Consider the following 18,892-nt stretch of genomic DNA (forward strand, 5'->3'; position numbering starts at 1 on the left):
AATTTTCAAGACATATGGACAAAAATTTATGGCCGCAATTCCCAGAATAATATATCTCAAACTTTTAATCAACAAAAAACCCCGGCGTTTCCGTCGGGGCTTTGTTAGAAAAGTAGGTTTGTAAAACTTGGTTTGTTAATCTAATACTTTGGTTAAGTGCCGATTTGGGTTCTGAATCATCCCGATTAACATCGGGAAGAATAACACTTAAATTAAGCTATGTTTTGATTTGGGGTTAAACACTAACACTTAATTACAATGTAAATGTAGTTCGGTTCTTAAGAATCTCTAAATTATTGTTGTGAAGTGGAGTTATAATGTTGTGAAAAATATGAAGTGTATCAGATGTCAGATGAATGACCTGATGACCTATGAATTGCATCGGCATAATTCACTTAAATTTCGGATGGATAATTTAAAAAATAATGGACTTTAACTAATATTCATCGAGATGTTCAGGATAAAGAAAATTGTTATAAGGGAAACGCGAAATATGAATTTCCCTTACTGCATCATATACTTTCTTTCGGAATTCATCAAGATTCTCCTTTTTCAGTGCAGAAATAAAAATAACATTTTCACCTAATTGTTGCATCCAGGTATGTTTCCATTCTTCAATCGTAAAGTGCTTTGAACTCCTTTCGGTCACCAGATCATCTTCTTCTAAAATTTCCTGTTCGTAAAGATCAATTTTGTTAAACACCATTATTGTTTTCTTATCAGATGAACCAATCTCATTCAGTATTTGATTTACAGAATTAATGTGATCTTCAAAATTTGGATGTGAAATATCTACAATGTGAAGCAATAGATCTGCTTCTCTAACCTCGTCTAAAGTACTTTTAAAACTCTCAACTAATTGTGTAGGCAGTTTACGTATAAACCCAACAGTATCGCTTAGTAAAAAAGGCAAATTACCCAGCACTACCTTTCTAACAGTCGTGTCTAATGTCGCAAACAATTTGTCCTCAGCAAAAACCTCACTTTTACTAATAACGTTCATAAGGGTAGATTTGCCAACATTGGTATACCCTACAAGAGCTACACGCACCAAGGCTCCACGGTTTCCTCGTTGAGTGCCCATTTGGCGGTCTATTTTAGTTAATTTCTTTTTTAGCAGCGCTATTCTATCTCTGACTATCCGACGGTCTGTTTCAATTTCGGTTTCTCCTGGACCTCTCATTCCAATACCTCCCCGTTGTCTTTCAAGATGCGTCCATAAGCCGGTAAGGCGTGGTAATAAATATTCATATTGCGCGAGCTCTACTTGTGTACGGGCATAGCTGGTTTTGGCTCTTTGCGCAAAAATATCAAGTATTAATCCTGTTCTGTCCAGTATTTTGCAACGCAGTATTTTCTCAATATTACGCTGCTGAACAGCCGTAAGTTCATCATCAAATATGACTGACCCTATTTCGTTTTCGTCTACATATTTTTCTATTTCCAAAATTTTACCACTACCAATATATGTTTTTGGGTTGGGTAAATCGACTCGTTGAACAAAACGTTTCAATACTTCGCCGCCTGCTGTATAAGTAAGAAACTCCAGTTCATCAAGATATTCCTGTACTTTCTTTTCATTCTGCTGTTTGTTAATAACACCCACCAGAATTGCTTTTTCGTATTCTATATTTTGCTTCTCTAACATCTGATAAATTATAGTACAAATCTAAGTAATTGGAACCAAGTGATTTTCGTAATTTTGATAACCAAATTAAAATTGCATGATTTTTTCATTTCTGCAAAGAAATAAACCCCAAAACGATCATACTATTGTCTTCTATAACCTGGAGAATCTTTTTGATGTAAGAGATGATCATAATACACTTGATTTAGATTTCACCCCAAAAGGAAAGAAAAGATGGACCAAAAGGAAGTATAATAAGAAGTTGCTCAAACTAGCCAGTACCATCTCAAGAATAGGTGTTAAAACTACTAACAAGCCACCTGTGCTCGTTGGAATAGCAGAAGTTGAGAACGAAGAGGTCATTAAGGACCTGATATCTACTGGGGCTTTAAAAAATGAGGATTACGATTACGTTCATTATGATTCTCCGGATGAACGGGGAATAGATACCGCTTTGTTATATCTCAGATCAAATTTTAAAGTTCTACGTTCCACGCCTATTCCTTTGTGGATAATCAATCCTGAAGGAGAAAGAGACACAACGAGAGACATACTTTATGTTCACGGTGTTTTGAACGGTGAGGAAATTCATGTTTTTGTTAATCACTGGCCATCACGCAGAGACGGGGATATTGAAACAGATTATAAAAGAATAAAAGCTGCCAAGACCCTTAGGGATTATATGAATAAAATTGAAAAAAATTATTCAACTCCAAATTACATTGTCATGGGAGATTTTAATGATGGTCCTGATGCAATTAGTATCCGCACCTTGGTTGAATCTAAATTGTTATACAATCCTATGGAAAAACTATTGACCCCCGAAAGAGGGAGCGCAAACTACAGAAGGAGCTGGTCACTTTTTGATCAGATTCTGGTCTCTCATAGTTTTTTCAATTATGAAAAAGGCACACATAGTTTTGCACATGCCAATATTTTTGACGACCATCAGCTTAAAGAATGGGATGGCAAATACGCCGGAAATCCCTTCAGAACGTATGTAGGCCAAAAGTATAAAGGAGGATACAGTGACCATTTTCCTGTATATATTCAATTAAAGTACAATTAATATAGCGCTGGGCTTTTCCATTTAGTGTACGAATTGTCTTTTTAGGATTTGCACTTTAGTTTTCAAACATAAGGCAAGGTGTAAATTGTTACTTATTTAGGTCTTTTTCAATAAGCCTTATCAGGTCCTCAGCTTTCTTTTTAGCTTGTGATGCCCAGATACAATGATAATTTACTTCAAGCGCCAGATATCTCAGATGGTGTTCAACATCTTTTTTGCCTTTTAAAGTAGCTATAGGATCTTCCAAACCGGAAACATCCAAAGTAAATATACCGTAATGGTCACGTAAAAACCTAGTGGTTTCATTGGCCCATTCTTCATGTTCTTCAATGGCATAACCTTCAAGTCGCTGAGCCATAAAGCTATAATAATTAGAAATTTTGGTTTTTAGATTAATATTAATAATGTTGGAAAAGGAACCTGTGGAAAATAGCTCATTGATGACAGATTTGTTAAAAGACAGGCCTCCGAAACCTCGGCCAAGCATGGAAAAAGCCAATTCTATAAAATTTCGGTTTAATGTATCCGGAAATGAACCCTTCCATAGATGATTTGCATCATCATTTTTAGAAACATCAACCCATTCCAATTCTGTAAAAGTTTGGATATTCAATTCTGAATGTTCAAGTATATAAAATATACCTTTTAATCTAGTTTTATTAAAGGAAATGTTAGTTTCCAAAGAACCAATATCCTCATTCAGAGCGTCTTTTAAATTGGTTAAATAATTAATCACCTCAATTTCTTTTTTTTTGTTTTCATTCCAATTATTAATCTGAAGAGCGATTAGGATTCCTATGACAACCAGAATAATTTCTCCAATACCGTAAATTAAATATTTGTTGAATTTGTTATCAGTCAGCATTTTTTGTCTAATTTTTCGAAAGAATTTTATCATTTGTTATTGCTTGGTCATAGTTTCTACTACGGAGCTTAAGCGAAGTAGTAATGAAACACAACGCTTGGATATAATTATTAACTATATAACTAAGATACTACAACCAAGCTAATAAGCACAATACATGTGGAGACAATGACCCTGTATTAGATAGCGCGATTCAATAGTATTCTTTATGAAGCACACCTAATACGCCTGGTGGAAGCAACACTCTAAATATGAAGGATCAGGTCTTCGGTTAATAAGGCATCATTACGAAGCCTGAGAAACACCTGTGCTACAGTGATCACATCTCGTTCACAATAGTGGATGATACGTTCCAGGTCGTTCTCCTCATAATAAACATCTCGCACCATGCCCCCATAGATATCTTCCTTAGGGGAAGGAATCCCCAGGATGTTGGCCATGAGTTTAAGGGAGGTATAATGTTTAAAATCCTCAAATTTCCGCTCCCAATGCACATTGTTGAAGTGCGGTTTTGTTAAAGTTCTATTTCCGTAAAATAGATAAGAAACTCGGGGAACTATTTATTCCCAGTTTAAATTAGCTCCTAATTGCAGAATTTTCCAACCATATTTTTCAATTGTAACATCGTTACAAAACATAACCAACCCCAAGTTATCACTAGGGTAAATTTGCATAATAGTGAAAAATCCAGGACCGCCTCCTTTATGCTCGAGTTTATATCCGCTTTTTTCTTTAAATACGTGCCAACCAATCCCTCGCCTAAAGAAATACAAACCCTGATCATTGGTTTCTGCCACATGGCCATCATTAGTCATTAATTCGATGGATTTTTCTGAAAGGATGCGATGACCATTAAGTGTTCCCTTATTCAAATAAGCCCTGACCAGGCGTGCTGCATCAATTGTCGACCCTATCAATGCTGAGGAAGGCTCCTGATCGGTGTAAACACGTTCCATCCATATATGATTATTTGAGGTTTCACGTATATAAGAGCCCATCATTAAATGAAGTAATGGAGACAAGAAACTTAAGGAGGGATGTGACCCTGCAGCTTCAACAGCTTTCATTTCACTGGTGTATTCAAAGTCTGTTTGGGTCATCTCAAGCGGTTCAAGTATGTATTGCCTGATGTAATCCCTGTAGTCCTGTGCACTTACTTTCTCAATAATTGCACCTAGAAGCATATAACCGATATTTGTGTATGAAGTGTCTTCACCGGGTTCAAACTTTAATGTTGAGTAATCAGGAAAAACATTTTCTATGAAGGCAGTCTGATCTAAAGCTGGTTCTCCATCATGATGTATCCATTTCGCCAATCTCAAACCGCTGGCATCGGGTATTCCTGAACTATGATTAAGCAAATGCCTAATCGTTATGGTAGTCCTTTTATCTGATGGATATTCTACTTCAAAGAAAGGGAGATACTTGGAAACGGCATCCTCTAATTGAAGTTTACCTTGCTCCTGAAGTTGAAGAATGGCAATTGCAGTAGGAATCTTCGTAATGGACCACCAATGATATACAGTTTGTGGTGTGGCTTTTATTTTACGTGGACCATCTGCCCGGCCAAATCCTTTGCTATATACAATGCTGTCATTTTTTACAATAACCATTGAAAGGCCCTGTGGAGAACCCGAATTTACCAGTGTTTCAAGATAGGCATCAAGTTCAATAACATTTTGAACTGAAACTGGTGGCTGGGGTATTTTGGGGCTAGCAACATAAGCCATTAAAATACCCAATAGAACTACCACAACTAGTCCAACGTTTCTCCGTTTAGTTAACTTTAAAGCCTTCATTTTTCTTTATTTTCTTCACTTTAATTGCACCTAACATTTGAATATAGTCATAGACTATATCTATTAAATACTGACACCGCACTAATAAGACTTTTTTGTGATAATCGAATCACAGGTTGGTAGTCTGCATATTTCTAAACATAAACAATTTGGTATTCGGTCAAAAACGTTATCTATTTACCATCATCTTCTTAATTACTCTTCCCGAAATCCACTTGGCTATTTTATTCTTCAAAAAGGGAATTTTAACCTTGTAATAGAAGTCTTTCTTGTCCTGGTAAAACTCATAATCTGCCCATCCCTTCAATTTATTCCATTCAGAAATGGATTTGAAGATGTTGAAATATACCAACTGGTTTAAACAAGGTTCGACATGCTCCTTAGAACGAATTGCACGAATCAGTTTTTGATATGCTTTGGTTGCCTGAGTTCGATTATGATTGGTTTCATTTTCCGTTTTTCGGGCTACCATTAATTCCACAGAGGATACAAAGTTGAATCCATATTGAGTGAAGTTTTCGGTCATATACTTACAGGTAAGATCCGCACCAAACCCAGCACAGGTGGCCAGGGTCATGGCATATTTTCCAAAGTAGATGGGTCTATGAGCCATAAAGCTTGTTCGCTCTACAAATTTTTTCATTAATGCACTGATGGTTCTGGCATAGGTAGGAGATGCAAAGATGGTCCCATCAGCATTTTTCATTTCTTCAATAATCAGATCTCGGTCATCCTGGAGGGGACAACTCACTTCGCCATTATTGATACATGAATAACAACCCACACAGTCCTCAAGATTAAGTTCAGCAAGCATGAGAATCTTGAAATCTATTTCAGGATTACTTTTTTCGAGCATGCTAAGTAGCTCATAGGTATTTCCTTTGTGTGGGCTTCCGCAGATTGCTAGTATTTTTAATCTTTCATCCATCTTTATAGTATTATCTATAGGAGATTTCAGCCATTACTCTACAAGTACTTCAAGCTTTTTGAATTGCCCGACCAATCTTAAAATGGGTTCAATACTATCCTTGTCAACATAATCAAACCCATAGCGTTCATCTTTACGGGCTTCAGCATCAGGATTAAAAAGGGAGCCCATCCACAGCATCATCCGAACCCACCAGCTTACTTTAGAATGGTCTAACCTGCCTCCAAGGGCCACATGCTCCATTTGTGATGCTAATCCAGAAGGAAGAGATTTGGCAACCCATCGGTTGAGTTTAGCACTCGGCCCGGCGCCGGATACGGAAAACAAGATTTTTGACCTTCCCTCAAGCTTGGATAAATTTGCGCTTAACCATTTTCGGATAGTCAGCCGAAAATAGAGAATTGAACTGCCTAATATAAGGTAGTCGTACTTCGAAGGATCAGCTTTGGGATCATTGATATCAAATACGGGAAACCCTGTTGCTTCCCCGATCCATTTGGCATATTGCAGAGTACTGCCGTACTTTCCTGAGAAAAAAATTGCTCCGTTCATAAGGTCGTATTTTTTGGTTAAGTGGATAACAAGATCTAGCTAACCCATTGGTCCAAATACAACTGCCTCATCGCCTATGTCTATCAATTCACAACTTTTAGAGAAGCTGCTACCATCCTGTTTAATGTGAAACCTTAAGTGATTGTCCTCTCCATTCGAGGCCATAGGAAGCCAACGATACGGCAGATCCAATTCGGTTATCTCAGGGTTTTTAAGATTGAGGATAGCATATTGCCCCTTTTCATTCTTAAATTCTTCTGGCTTTTCAAAAGTCAATTCAACTGTATTTTCATCAACTTTTTTCGATGATTTGAGCTTCACAATACGATTATCACTGTATTTTTCTGTGTCAGTATCTGACCAGATCTTGTCTTTGTTCATTTGCAATGCTGCTAGAAAACCTCCAGTTATGCTGCCTTCAAAACCACCGCCCGGAAATGCCCATGCTGATGCGAAATACAGGTTGGGTATTAGAAAGTTATTTCTGAATCGTTTAGAAGCTGTTAATTCCAAGGTTTGGGCAAAACCGTATACTGCTCCACTAGGATTAGCAGTATATCGCTTGATGGTCTTAGGGGTGGAGATTTCGTAATATTCTATGCTTTCTCGAATTCCCGGGAATTGCTTTTCTAATCGCTGCAATAAGATCTGGGCCACTTCTTCTTTTTTGGCTTTATACGCTTCATCACTGAGGTGTTCCCAAAATTTTAGATAGTCAACAGCACAGATCACACCAGCAGCTTTTTCCGGTGGTGCCAGTCCGGCATCGACTTTCTCATAATCTACAAAGATGAAGCTGCGTTTTTTCCAATCACCTAGTTGATTAGGATGCACATCTTTTAGACTTCGTACATCTTCCCCTTGTATAAAATTTGAATAGTATTTAACACCAAATTGATCTAGGTTTTGATTGAAACCAAAATACATGCACAACAGGGAGGTAGAGTCCGGATGCGAACCGATCATACGCTTAAGTGAGCTTGCATAAGGCTCATCGAGTAAATCGGGTACCGTGGGAATGGCCGCATTGGCCACTACATTGTCACAGCTAACCGTTACGGATTCTTCGTTTTTGTTAAAACTATCGTGAAATGTGACTCCCGTGGCCTTACCATTTTGGGTAACAATTTTTTCAACCCTTTTGCCCAATAGCACTGTGCCTCCTTGTTTTTCAATATATGAGGCCAGATGATCAGAAAGCTTTTGTGAACCTCCCTTTATAAAATAACCTCCACTTTCAATAAAGCCGGCAAAAGGCAATCCAAAATAGAACATGGACAAGGTGTAAGGGTCATCGCCCCAATATGCAATATGTGCTGTAAGATCGAGTTTTAGCTCTTCACTATTTATGTATTTATCCAGCCAAGACCCAACTGTATGGCGTGTTGCGGTTATCAGGTTGGGGTAGAGCAAAGGCATTAGCGGATAGATCAGCTTACGTTTTAAAGGAGATCGCGGTAAGTTCATCGCTTCCTTCCTGATTCCTGCTAACATCTTCATGAACTTTTTAATGCCCTTTTCCTCTTCAGGATATTTGTTGATCAGCGCCTTGGTAGCCGCTTCAAAACCATGGGGAAATACAAAATCTTCCTTGTCCGATAATATACCATAGAACTCGGGAACTTGTTCTAATTGAACGTTATCTTCTACCTCCAGCATTTTGAAAATCCTCCTTAGAGTGCCGTTTTCTGCCAGTCCACTCATTTCATGCAGGCCAACTTCTATAATAAAATCCCCTCGTTTAAAAGTGGATGCGCATCCTCCTGGTTTATGGTGTTGCTCCAGTAACAGTACCTTTTTTCCAAATTTGGATAGGGTAGCTCCCGCGGTTAAACCCGACAGACCACCACCTATGATGATGGTATTATATTTCATAAATAAAAATTATTTATCCGTTTGACTATTAAAGAATTAGCGTTCGAAATTATCAAACTAGCGCCTGTTTAGCAATGACCATGGTCATGTTACAGGCCTTATTTAAGAAAGAAGGACTGCAATGCAAGGAAAGGAAGAAGGTCAGAAAACAGAAAAGTATACCTAAATAAGGACGAATTGAAAGTCCGTCAATAACTGCTCATTTCGCAGTCGCAAAATGATCTGCACTACAGTGACTACATCCCTTTCGCAATATTGAACGATCCGCTCCAGGTCGTTCTCTTGATAATAAACCTCCCCGACCATGCTCCCATCAATATCTTTTTTAGGGGAGGGGATACCCAGCACATGTGCCATTAGTTTTAGGGAGGTATAATGCTTGAAATCTCCAAATTTCCAGAGATCGGTTTTTTAATATCTAAAAATAATACTGTTTCAATGGAAGTTGATTTGGGGAAGGACAAATTGATGGAGTCAAACAGTATTAAAACCGGTAAAAAATATGTTTTGGTGTAATAAAAGCTAACGGCTTCAATATAAGGCAATTGGTATTAGAAGTACCTGCATCAAACGGCTTCCCTATTAATTGTTCTAATTTTCATTTTAGCAATATCCTCCAAATGACCCTATTTTTTGCCGGCAGGATTTATTAAAATTCCAGCCCGGGAGCTAAAACCAGTCTAAAGAAAATTAAAAGAAGTACAAGCAATATTATGGGACTCCAAAATATTTTTTCATTTATTCTGTTCGAAGTACGAATGTTAGGTTTGCTCACTGCTGCTGAAGCCCATACCCAGGGAATTGAAAAAACGAAAATAATAAAGGGAGTAATGGCCTGTCCAATTGGAGGAATCCTGAACGGAACAACAAGTATGCTGCCTATAAAAGCAGCTCCTACGGCTATAAACCGAATATATCTAAACTTTAATTTAGGATTGCTCAAATCGACATCGTTAGAAGCAAATTTCAAAAGTTGCCTGCTAAACCAAATACTAATCATGGCCGTAGCAGTCGCACTCGTTATTGCCAAAATTAAGAGAAAGGGTTGACCAAGATTTAAATATCCCACAAGTGCTTCACCAACATCAGTACCTGGGTCAAAGTATGTAACCATCACTTGAGGAATTGATTGAATTAGTCCATGAAAAGCTAACCACAGGACGAATAGTTTCCAAATGCTTTTGGAGTATAGAATGAATCGGAAAATTATCAAACAGAGTAATCCAATCAAGAAAATTGCCAGGGCTCCAGAACCTTGCATCAATAAAGCTATCGGATGTTCTCCTACCCAGTTATGATTGTTATGATATAGAAATGCCTTTAAACCAAGTGCCTTTTTCCCTAGAACAAGAAATAATTCTTGCAGAAAGAAGATTAAATTGAATGCTAAAGCATATAATACTGCAGAATTAATCATGGTAGGATAATTGGCTATATACTTGGGGGTAGAAGTCCCTCTGTATTTAACCCAATTACGCCACCCCCATAATATAGGCCCGACTAAAAGGAGTATAAAAAAAAATTGAACTACGATCATTTCTTAAACGTTTACATTTTATCAATTGCAGGTAACAATGGGATATAGGTAATAACTATATATCTTTACTAATCTTTATGAGGCCTAGATCTCACGTTTGGCGGAAACATAATTCTAAATATGAAAGAGTTGTTCTTCAGTTAATAGCTCGTCATTAAGAAGACTGAGAAAGACTTTTGTTACAGTGATCACATCCCTTTTAAAATAATGGATGATGCGTTTCAGGTCTTTTTCTTCATAATACACTTGCCGAATCATGCTCTATCTATATCTTCCTGTGAGGAAGGTGTGCCAAGAATGCTGGTCATAAGATTAAGCGTTAAAGTCCCAAATTTCAAAAGAACAGTCTTTTAATAACTAAAAACATAAATGTTTAACTGTCCAATATGTTCACTGTACCTCAGTCCTGATAAACGTATAGTTTACCGGCCATTTCATCGGCTACATTCAGTTCAAATGTGATCTTGGCTTTATTTTCGATTTTGATAATCAAATTATTGCTTCCGGGCACTCTTGCTAAATCTTTTTTCTTCCCAATAATCGTTTTTTCCTGATTGGGATGTGCGCCATAATCAAAGGACCAGTTCATAGGAGCTATTTTAAACTCATAACTGCCAGCCTCTAAAGTAGATGACACTTCGAAAATCCCGTTCCCTTTATACTCAAACTGAGGAGTGATATTCCGCTTTTTACCCCAATCATTCATGTTGCCAAACAGATAAATCTTTTCCCCTCCGAAGGGTTGCTCATTCATTTTATCTAGCTCCAATTGTACCATGGCCAAAGCTTCCTCACTGCTCTCTCCGTTGATCAATGAAACAGCCAAATCCATTGCCACACGCTGATCAACAGCTATATCAGGCTCTACGCCTTTTCCTTCAATTCTTCCAATTCGGTTTGAATAATATTCTGCTATGGGCAGGGATAATTGAAAGCCAAGTGGCAAATCATACATTTTTTGTGATAACATTTCGCCTGCCGTGGTCTCACCTATAATTGTTACATTTTCTTCTTGAGCCAGCGCATCCACGGTAAACTCTGCGGCACTGGCCGAATTATTACTTGTCAATACGTATACCGGTCCGTCAAAGTGTGGATGCATTGGTCCAAACTTTACTCGAGTAAGCGGCTTCTCCTGTACATCATGCCAAAAGGATTTCAGCGACCATCCTTGCCAGGGAGTTAACAATTGAATATCGGCTAGATTGGGGGCTTTCGTATTATTTTTCCACCATTTCTGTGAAACAAATATACCAGCATCAATAGAATCAGTTAAAACATGACCAATAAGTGGAACACCTGCAAACGTACCCCCACCATTGTTGCGAACATCTATAATAAGAGCTTTGGTTTTATTGTCGGCTATCTCGCGGTATGCCCTAAATACGCGTTCTTTTGTGTCAAGACCGGTCATCGTTGTCACCGTGAGTATTGCAGTTTCTTCAACCCATTCCAGTGAAACACTATAATCCCCTACACGTAATGTATCTACAAATTCTGCCATTTCCTCTGCGCGCCTTTCTGAAATGCCAAGTGTAACATGAGAAAATGGGCCATCTTTCCAAAGCTCATTAAACCCATTGATAAATTCTTGCTTTGTTTGGACCATATTTGCAAGAACGCGGACCTTTTTTTCCAATACGAGATATTTATCTGTAGCGAGCTCTGCAGGGTTGTAATGGTATGCAGACATCAGTAATGATATACTATCTGCCACTGCTGTAAAATCAGCATTGATTTTATCTTCCTTTTTGCCGGATAATCCGAAATCACAGGAGTATAGTGTGAGAAAAATGATCAGAAGGATTATATTTTTCATTTTTGATATTTAGACTATTAGGTACTTTTTTATCAGGATAATTGCCTTCAATAAATCAATTTTCGAATCCCTAATTTTGACCATGCCTGGATGGTTTGATACGGCATAATTTAGTTAGGGTTACATATGAAGGCTACATTAAATAGATAACATTTATGCATAAATGTTACACCCCATTAAAAAACTAGATTATATGGAAGCATCAATCTAAATATGAAAGATTTGGTCTTCCGTCAATAATTCATCATTACGAAGCCGGAGAAAGACTTGTGCTAAAGTGATAACATCTAATTCACAATAAGCTACAATGCGATCCAAATCACCTTCTTCATAATAAACAGCTCTGACCATACTACCATCTATATCTTCTTTGGGTGAAGGAATACCCAGCACATTGGCCATAAGTTTTAAGGAGGTGTAATGCTTGAAATCTCCAAATTTCCAGAGCTCCATAGTATCTAAATGAGGTACTTCCCAGGGTTTTTTGCCAAAAAGGTCTAATTTATACGGGAGTGACATTCCTTTAATAATTAATCTGCGCGCTATATATGGAAAATCAAATTCCTTACCATTATGTGCACAAAGGAGGTTTTTTGGGCGGCTAAAATGTTCGTTAAGTAATTTTTTAAAGTCTTTTAGTATTTTTTCTTCATCACCCTGAAATGTCGTAACCCTGAAATTGCGAACACCATCTTTAATTGAAAAATACCCTACGGAGATACATATTATTTTACCAAATTCTGCCCAGATCCCTGCCCGTTCATAAAATTCTTCAGCAGTAAACTCTTCTTTGCGTTGATACTGTGATTTATGTTCCCATAACTCCTTCTTATAATCATTTAATTGAGCATATTCGGCTACTTCAGGAACAGTTTCGATGTCTAAAAAAAGGATATGTTCAAGATTTAGTTTCTGTATCATCCCAAATAACCATTAAATACACTTCATTTTCAAATTGAATTTACCCTTATCTTAAGATATTGATCTTTTGGTCAATTCAACTAAAGATAATAACAATATTCAGAATCCGTACTCCTTGCTTAGTAGTTAAATCCAAGATAGGGGTGGTTATTGAAAAAAGGTTGCAGTTAATCGAATTACAATAGCAACATTCAATAAAAACTGATTAAAAACGTTTTAGTATTTCTTAATTGTCTTACAAATTATTGTTGATATGAAACCGAAATTCTATATAAATGTGACTAAAAATCTGCTTTTACTGGCTTTTGTATTTTCCCTTTGTTTTTTTGTTTCCTGTACTAATGACGATTCAGATAATGAAGGAGATTTGGATATCATTAGGCCGGGAGAAGAGAATGTTTTAGATGCTTCTCAAGATATCAAAGCAGATAACACAATGTCCAACTATTTATTTTAATAGCAAGGCAAATATCCTTTTGGCTATTAATTTGATCGCCAATTTTAACCGCAAACAGATAACTTGCTATTATTATCAATCCCCTCCTACTAGATATTATGTATCTTTAAACAAAAAAGCTGCATGAAATTTTATAGGCTCCCGTGGGTTCTCTACCTCTCTATTATTGTCACACTTTTTCCGGGTTGTACCAATGACGACGACCAAACTAATATGGTTTCTGAAGATCAATTGCCCAATTATACGGTAATAGGACAGAATTTTCAAAGTGTTTTTCAGTTTAATTATGATGGAACTCTTGATGAGGGAGACTTATTCAATTTAACGACAGAAAGCAATATAAACAGAGAGTACCTTACTTTGAGACAGGTATCTGAAGTTCTTACTTTTTTCAGTTTTGCAGCAGGCAGTTTTTCCGCTGTGCAAAGAAATTATGTAACCGGGGAGAGCACTTTTCTAAATGAATTTTATACCATATCTAATGAACGATCAGTTACCTGGGGGACTAATTCAGAAAATAAGCTTTTTCTAGGGTTTTTCAGCCCTGAAGGGTCGACAAATTATGGAATTAGGACTATAGATCTAGCTACCGGTCAGGAGATAGATTTAATAGTGGAATATAACGTAAATGATGTATTTGAACCCTTATATTATTCAGGCCGACTGTTAATTACTTATCTGGATCAGCAATCCGACTATAAACTTTCTGTCTTGGATACAGACAGTAATACTATAATAAGAACTTTTGATTTTGGAAAATCGGTCCCCAGCATTTTGATCAATAAAGATGGGGATATGGTTATTCTAAGTGGGAATTCGGCGTCTGAATATGAACTTACTCTTTATGATTTACGGACCCTGGAAGTAATACAGGAGGACCTCTTCTCAATAAACAGGTATTTCTTTGCAGGACCTATTGAGTCTGAGGCCAGTTTAGTTAATGAGAAACTGTATTATCTCAATCTTTATGCTCAGCCCTCAAATGTCCCTTTTGGCCCGGCGACTTATGATTTTATTACAAAAGAAAATAGAATTATCGATATGCTCTCCATTGTACAACAAGTACAGGATGAGGTTGGACTGGATATTGAGCTAACAGCTTTTGACTATAATCAGAAAAGCAATACATTTCTAATGGGTTATGCCAAATTGGTAGATGCAGAAACTCTGGAGGGCGGAATAATTATTATTTCCGAAGAAGGCAGATTATTAAAGAATACAAATTTGAAATTTGCGCCAACTCGTTTTATTGATAATTAGAAAGGGAACCAACTAACTGGTTTGTTTTATAATCACTATAATTAGCCCTTCTTATATTTAAGTGGATAATAAGTATAAAATCAACGACAAAAATCCTATTTAGTACCAATTTCGTCTTCGGAATTACACTTATACAAACCAGTTGGTCTGAAGGTTTAGAACAGGGTTTGTTGCCTGGAGGGACTCTCGTGGTTTAACAGCCATTTTTTACGGTGCAATCCACCGGCATACCCTGTTAATGAGCCATCAGATCCAATTACCCGGTGGCAGGGGATAATTATCCATAAAGGGTTTTTTCCATTAGCTGAAGCAACTGCACGAATAGCTTTTACATCCCCCAGTTTCATGGAAAGTTTTAAATAAGACATAGTTTTTCCGTAAGGTATTTCCAATAATGAATTCCAAACCTTTTTTTGAAATTCGGTACCTTCCGGATTTATCAAAAGGTCAAAATTCTGTCGTTCACCTTCAAAGTATTCCCGTAATTGATATGCCGCATCCACCAGAACTTCCGGGATTATTTTACTTTCGGGTTCATCCCTCTCGAGCACGGTAACAGAGCTAAGCCCATTTTCATCTCCTTCCAGTTTTGCGCTCCCCAAAGGGGTATTAATATATGCAGTAGCCATTTTTATTCAATTATACCCGTTTTTTTAGCTCTGTCTTCCCACTTTTTCCTTGCGAGTAGCTGCAAATCCTCAACATTATCGCTTTCATCCATTATTTCCAGCCCTAATAAGGTTTCGATGACATCTTCCATGGAAACCAGGCCACTAACGGATCCATATTCGTCAACAACGAGCGCAATATGCTCCCTTTTCGCAATCAAAGTCTCAAATAGTTGCGGAATAGGGGTATTCCTTTTCGTAACTAACAAATCCCTTTTAATTGCTGATAAAGGAATATCTCCATTTTCATTTATAATTTCTTCCAAAACATTATCTTTTAAAACATAACCGGTAATTATGTCTACACTCTCGCCATAAATGGGAATCCTCGAGAACCTTAGTTTTGGATTTTTCTCAAAGAATTCTTTAATGGACATGGATTCCTTGGCTATTTTCATCACAGCCCGGGGCGTCATGATATCCTTCGCACAAATTTCATCAAATTTCAAAAGATTTTTAATCACCTTTGATTCAGATTCCTGAAAAACACCTTCTTCATGAGCTATATCGGCCATTGTAGTAAAATCTTCCCTGCTCAGGACACTTCCATGTATTTCTTTTTTACCAATAAGTCGTGTAAATAACTGAAGCACCCAAAGTAGGCCTGTCCATTTTAAGGCCAACACCATTATTTTTAGGGACTTTGCAGTCAAATTGGCAAGCTTTTTCCAATAAGTTGCACCTATCGTTTTTGGTATAATTTCTGAAAGTACAAGAATTAGTATGGTCATTATTGTTGATACTACGCCTACCATAAATTCTTCGGTAAATGTAAATCCAAATAAAGAATGGGTTTTACTACCATATATTTCCTGATAGGCTACTTTAGCTTGCACTCCTACAAGTATGGCGCCAACGGTATGTGCAATGGTATTCATTGTTAGGATGGCAATAAGCGGTTGGTCTACATCCTTTTTTAATTCTTCCAGCGTATAAGCAAACTTTTTCCCTTCTTTTTTCTTTAAATTAATGAAAGTTGGGGTTATACTTAATAGAACAGCTTCTAAAATTGAACATAAAAAAGAAACAAAGATGGAGATAAAAGCATAAAAGAGAAGTAATTCCATTTGGTTTAATTAGAATACTAAAATACTAATAATATGATTTACTAATTTCATTAATTATTTATCCCTTTGGTCTTCATAAAACAGCTGATGCAATTGTGGCCGGATATTTAGTTCATATAAATTTCTATTGCCGCGAGTTGGGTAAACACGATTTGAAAGGAAAATAAATACCAATTGGTTTATTGGGTCGGCCCATATAAAGGTTCCAGTAAAACCGGAATGTCCAAAGCTTTCCATGCTCGCATCTATCGCTGGATAAGCTTCCGAAATAGACAAGTTTTTATTATTCAATAGGGGCTTGTCAAAACCAAGACCACGCCTGTTATCATTTTCAGGGTATTGTACTTTTGTAAATTCTTTAACGGTAGCTTCCGAAAGATACCTTTGACCATCATAAATGCCGTAATTCTGATACATTTGCATTATTATATGCAGATCCCTTGCGGTCCCAAAAAGGCCGGCATTCCCTGAAATTCCTCCCATGAGAGCGGCATTTTCATCATGAACCCAACCTTTTACAAGGTCTTTCCTGAAAACTGAATCTACTTCGGTGGGAACAATAGCATTAGGATACTTCTTAGTTTTGGGCTTAAATCCAAGTGCCGTGGCTCCCATTGGCAGATAGAAATGTTTTTGTAAATAATATTCATAAGACACCCCGCTAAGCCGAGAAATAAGCTTAGGGAATATTAAAAATGCCAGTCCGGAATAGAGATAGGTTTTATTTTCACTCACCTGCGATCGATCAATTTCCTTGTACATTTTTGTAATAAATCTATTTTTCACATAAAGATGTTCATAAGCCTGATTTTCAAACCTGGGTGAAGGTTCGGAATGGATATATCTTCGGCTTATTCTTCCTTTTTTCAGAACTTCATTTAGAAAAACGATATAAGGCTTTAAACCTGCCTGATGCGTAAGTATTTCACGCAGGGTGAGTTCATTTTTGTTTTTTACATGTTTCCAGGGTTTCCAATACCTGCTAAACGGCACATCCAGATCAAGCTTTCTTTCATCATATAGCTTCATTAAAGCAAGCAGGGGGCCAGTAATTTTTGTTGCGGATGCAAGATCATAGATGGCATTCAGCGCTACTGGTTGGATACTGTCGTAAGTATAAAAACCATAAGCTTTATGAAAAATGATATCACCTTTTTTCGCAACTAAAACCTGGGCGCCGGGAAAAGCATGGTTCTTTATGCCATTGGTAATAATTGAATCAACTTTATGGTCTGTTTCCTTTGAAATCCGATCTATAGGGATTGGCCCACTGGTAATTTTACTGAGCTGATTGTCTGAAGTCGAATATTCTTTAGAACTATCCTGTGCGTAGGACGTGAAAAATAAAATACCAAATAGTATTAAAAAATAAAACCGATAATTTGATAACAGAAATCTTCCCATAGAACTGTATGGTAAAGTATTGATAGTAAGCAGTCTAACCCATTAATTTTACTGCGTCTTTTGCAAAATAGCTGGCAATGATATCTGCACCTGCCCGTTTTATCGAAATCAATTGCTCCATCATTACTGAATCATGATCCAGCCAACCTTTTTCTGCGGCAGCCTTCAGCATGGCATATTCTCCTGAAACCTGGTATACTGCCACAGGCACTTCTACTTCATTTTTTATTTCTCTTACAATGTCCAGATAACAAATACCCGGTTTTACCATAATAATATCAGCCCCCTCGTCAACATCCATATGGGCTTCTTTAATAGCCTCTATTCTATTAGCCGGATCCATCTGGTAAGTCTGCTTATCCTTTGGTACATTGGCCTTGTTTACAGGCGCTGATTCCAAAGCGTCGCGAAACGGACCATAAAAGCCACTTGCATACTTGGCACAATAAGACATGATTCCTGTATTGGTTAATTCCTCATCCTCCAAAGCTTCTCTGATAATTTGTATCCTGCCATCCATCATATCACTGGGAGCTACAAAGTCTGCACCTGCTTCAGCATGAGAAATACTCATTTGTGCCAAAATCTCACTGGTCTCGTCATTAAGAATCTGACCATTAGCCACAATTCCATCATGTCCATATGACGAATAAGGGTCAAGTGCAACATCTGTCATAACCAACATATCAGGACAAGCGCTTTTAACTGTATTAATTGCACGTTGCATTAAGCCATGTTCATTGAGAGCTTCTGTTCCTTTATTATCCTTTAGTGATTCGGGGACTTTGACAAAAAGCAGAACAGCACAAAGACCCATACTCCAAAGTTCTTTTACCTCTTTACCCAAGTTATCGAGGCTCAATCTATAGTAATTAGGCATTGAAGGAATTTCTTCCTTAACTCCATGGCCTTCAACAACAAATAACGGGACTAAAAAATCACTAGGTGTTAAAATTGTTTCACGAACCAAATGCCTGATGGCACTGTTCGCTCGTAATCTTCTGTTTCTTCGAAGTGGATACATTGGCTTTATTTTAAGTTTAA

General features: G+C 37.3%; 16 protein-coding genes and 2 pseudogenes. 3 read left to right on the forward strand and 15 right to left on the reverse strand.

Features of this window, described 5'->3' with window-relative positions; genetic code table 11:
- Positions 1 to 436 precede the first annotated feature (436 nt).
- A complete protein-coding gene (hflX, locus tag Q0874_RS04240) occupies positions 437 to 1,648 on the reverse strand; it encodes a GTPase HflX (protein ID WP_299159781.1) in 1,212 nt (403 codons plus the stop codon).
- 76 nt (positions 1,649 to 1,724) lie between these two features.
- Here hflX and Q0874_RS04245 point away from each other — a divergent pair, with 76 nt between their 5' ends.
- Positions 1,725 to 2,696: an endonuclease/exonuclease/phosphatase family protein gene (locus Q0874_RS04245; protein ID WP_299159784.1), complete on the forward strand. Its 972-nt coding sequence runs from the start codon at positions 1,725 to 1,727 to the stop codon at positions 2,694 to 2,696.
- Between the two features lie 88 nt (positions 2,697 to 2,784).
- Here Q0874_RS04245 and Q0874_RS04250 read toward each other — a convergent pair whose 3' ends face one another.
- From Q0874_RS04250 to Q0874_RS04295, 10 genes and pseudogenes are all read right to left on the reverse strand, one after another.
- Positions 2,785 to 3,594: a DUF6090 family protein gene (locus tag Q0874_RS04250; protein ID WP_299159787.1), complete on the reverse strand. Its 810-nt coding sequence runs from the start codon at positions 3,592 to 3,594 to the stop codon at positions 2,785 to 2,787.
- Positions 3,595 to 3,806: 212 nt separating this feature from the next.
- Positions 3,807 to 4,040, reverse strand: a pseudogene (locus Q0874_RS04255) (3'-5' exonuclease); the annotation flags it as partial.
- Positions 4,041 to 4,121: 81 nt separating this feature from the next.
- Positions 4,122 to 5,360, reverse strand: coding sequence for a serine hydrolase (locus tag Q0874_RS04260; protein ID WP_299159789.1), 1,239 nt, complete (start codon positions 5,358 to 5,360; stop codon positions 4,122 to 4,124).
- A 169-nt stretch (positions 5,361 to 5,529) separates the two neighbouring features.
- Positions 5,530 to 6,288 (reverse strand): flavodoxin family protein, encoded by a 759-nt coding sequence (locus Q0874_RS04265; RefSeq protein WP_299159792.1) that lies wholly within the window; start codon positions 6,286 to 6,288, stop codon positions 5,530 to 5,532.
- A 33-nt stretch (positions 6,289 to 6,321) separates the two neighbouring features.
- On the reverse strand, positions 6,322 to 6,840 hold the full coding sequence (locus Q0874_RS04270; RefSeq protein WP_299159795.1) for a flavodoxin domain-containing protein: 519 nt from the start codon (positions 6,838 to 6,840) through the stop codon (positions 6,322 to 6,324).
- Between the two features lie 39 nt (positions 6,841 to 6,879).
- Positions 6,880 to 8,715, reverse strand: a complete 1,836-nt coding sequence (locus tag Q0874_RS04275; protein WP_299159797.1) for an FAD-dependent oxidoreductase — start codon at positions 8,713 to 8,715, stop codon at positions 6,880 to 6,882.
- A 162-nt stretch (positions 8,716 to 8,877) separates the two neighbouring features.
- Positions 8,878 to 9,120: pseudogene (locus tag Q0874_RS04280) on the reverse strand (ribonuclease H-like domain-containing protein); the annotation flags it as partial.
- 244 nt (positions 9,121 to 9,364) lie between these two features.
- On the reverse strand, positions 9,365 to 10,252 hold the full coding sequence (locus tag Q0874_RS04285) for a hypothetical protein (protein ID WP_299159800.1): 888 nt from the start codon (positions 10,250 to 10,252) through the stop codon (positions 9,365 to 9,367).
- Between the two features lie 400 nt (positions 10,253 to 10,652).
- Positions 10,653 to 12,071 (reverse strand): S41 family peptidase, encoded by a 1,419-nt coding sequence (locus Q0874_RS04290; protein WP_299159803.1) that lies wholly within the window; start codon positions 12,069 to 12,071, stop codon positions 10,653 to 10,655.
- A 207-nt stretch (positions 12,072 to 12,278) separates the two neighbouring features.
- Positions 12,279 to 12,992, reverse strand: a complete 714-nt coding sequence (locus Q0874_RS04295) for a 3'-5' exonuclease (RefSeq protein WP_299159806.1) — start codon at positions 12,990 to 12,992, stop codon at positions 12,279 to 12,281.
- A gap of 253 nt (positions 12,993 to 13,245) precedes the next feature.
- Here Q0874_RS04295 and Q0874_RS04300 point away from each other — a divergent pair, with 253 nt between their 5' ends.
- Together Q0874_RS04300 and Q0874_RS04305 are read left to right on the forward strand one after the other, a co-directional pair.
- Positions 13,246 to 13,449: a hypothetical protein gene (locus Q0874_RS04300; protein WP_299159809.1), complete on the forward strand. Its 204-nt coding sequence runs from the start codon at positions 13,246 to 13,248 to the stop codon at positions 13,447 to 13,449.
- 123 nt (positions 13,450 to 13,572) lie between these two features.
- Positions 13,573 to 14,709 (forward strand): hypothetical protein, encoded by a 1,137-nt coding sequence (locus tag Q0874_RS04305; RefSeq protein ID WP_299159811.1) that lies wholly within the window; start codon positions 13,573 to 13,575, stop codon positions 14,707 to 14,709.
- Between the two features lie 155 nt (positions 14,710 to 14,864).
- Here Q0874_RS04305 and Q0874_RS04310 read toward each other — a convergent pair whose 3' ends face one another.
- From Q0874_RS04310 to hemB, 4 genes are read right to left on the reverse strand one after another with little or no spacing between them, the layout of a single operon-like run.
- Positions 14,865 to 15,338 (reverse strand): methylated-DNA--[protein]-cysteine S-methyltransferase, encoded by a 474-nt coding sequence (locus Q0874_RS04310; protein ID WP_299159814.1) that lies wholly within the window; start codon positions 15,336 to 15,338, stop codon positions 14,865 to 14,867.
- 2 nt (positions 15,339 to 15,340) lie between these two features.
- Positions 15,341 to 16,444 carry a CNNM domain-containing protein gene (locus Q0874_RS04315; protein WP_299159816.1) on the reverse strand — a complete coding sequence of 368 codons (1,104 nt, stop codon included), beginning with the start codon at positions 16,442 to 16,444 and terminating at the stop codon, positions 15,341 to 15,343.
- Between the two features lie 54 nt (positions 16,445 to 16,498).
- Positions 16,499 to 17,848 (reverse strand): serine hydrolase, encoded by a 1,350-nt coding sequence (locus Q0874_RS04320; protein WP_299159819.1) that lies wholly within the window; start codon positions 17,846 to 17,848, stop codon positions 16,499 to 16,501.
- 34 nt (positions 17,849 to 17,882) lie between these two features.
- On the reverse strand, positions 17,883 to 18,872 hold the full coding sequence (hemB, locus tag Q0874_RS04325; protein WP_299159821.1) for a porphobilinogen synthase: 990 nt from the start codon (positions 18,870 to 18,872) through the stop codon (positions 17,883 to 17,885).
- Between the last annotated feature and the right edge of the window lie 20 nt (positions 18,873 to 18,892).

The organism is uncultured Eudoraea sp. (assembly GCF_947490415.1).
Classification (GTDB): domain Bacteria; phylum Bacteroidota; class Bacteroidia; order Flavobacteriales; family Flavobacteriaceae; genus Eudoraea.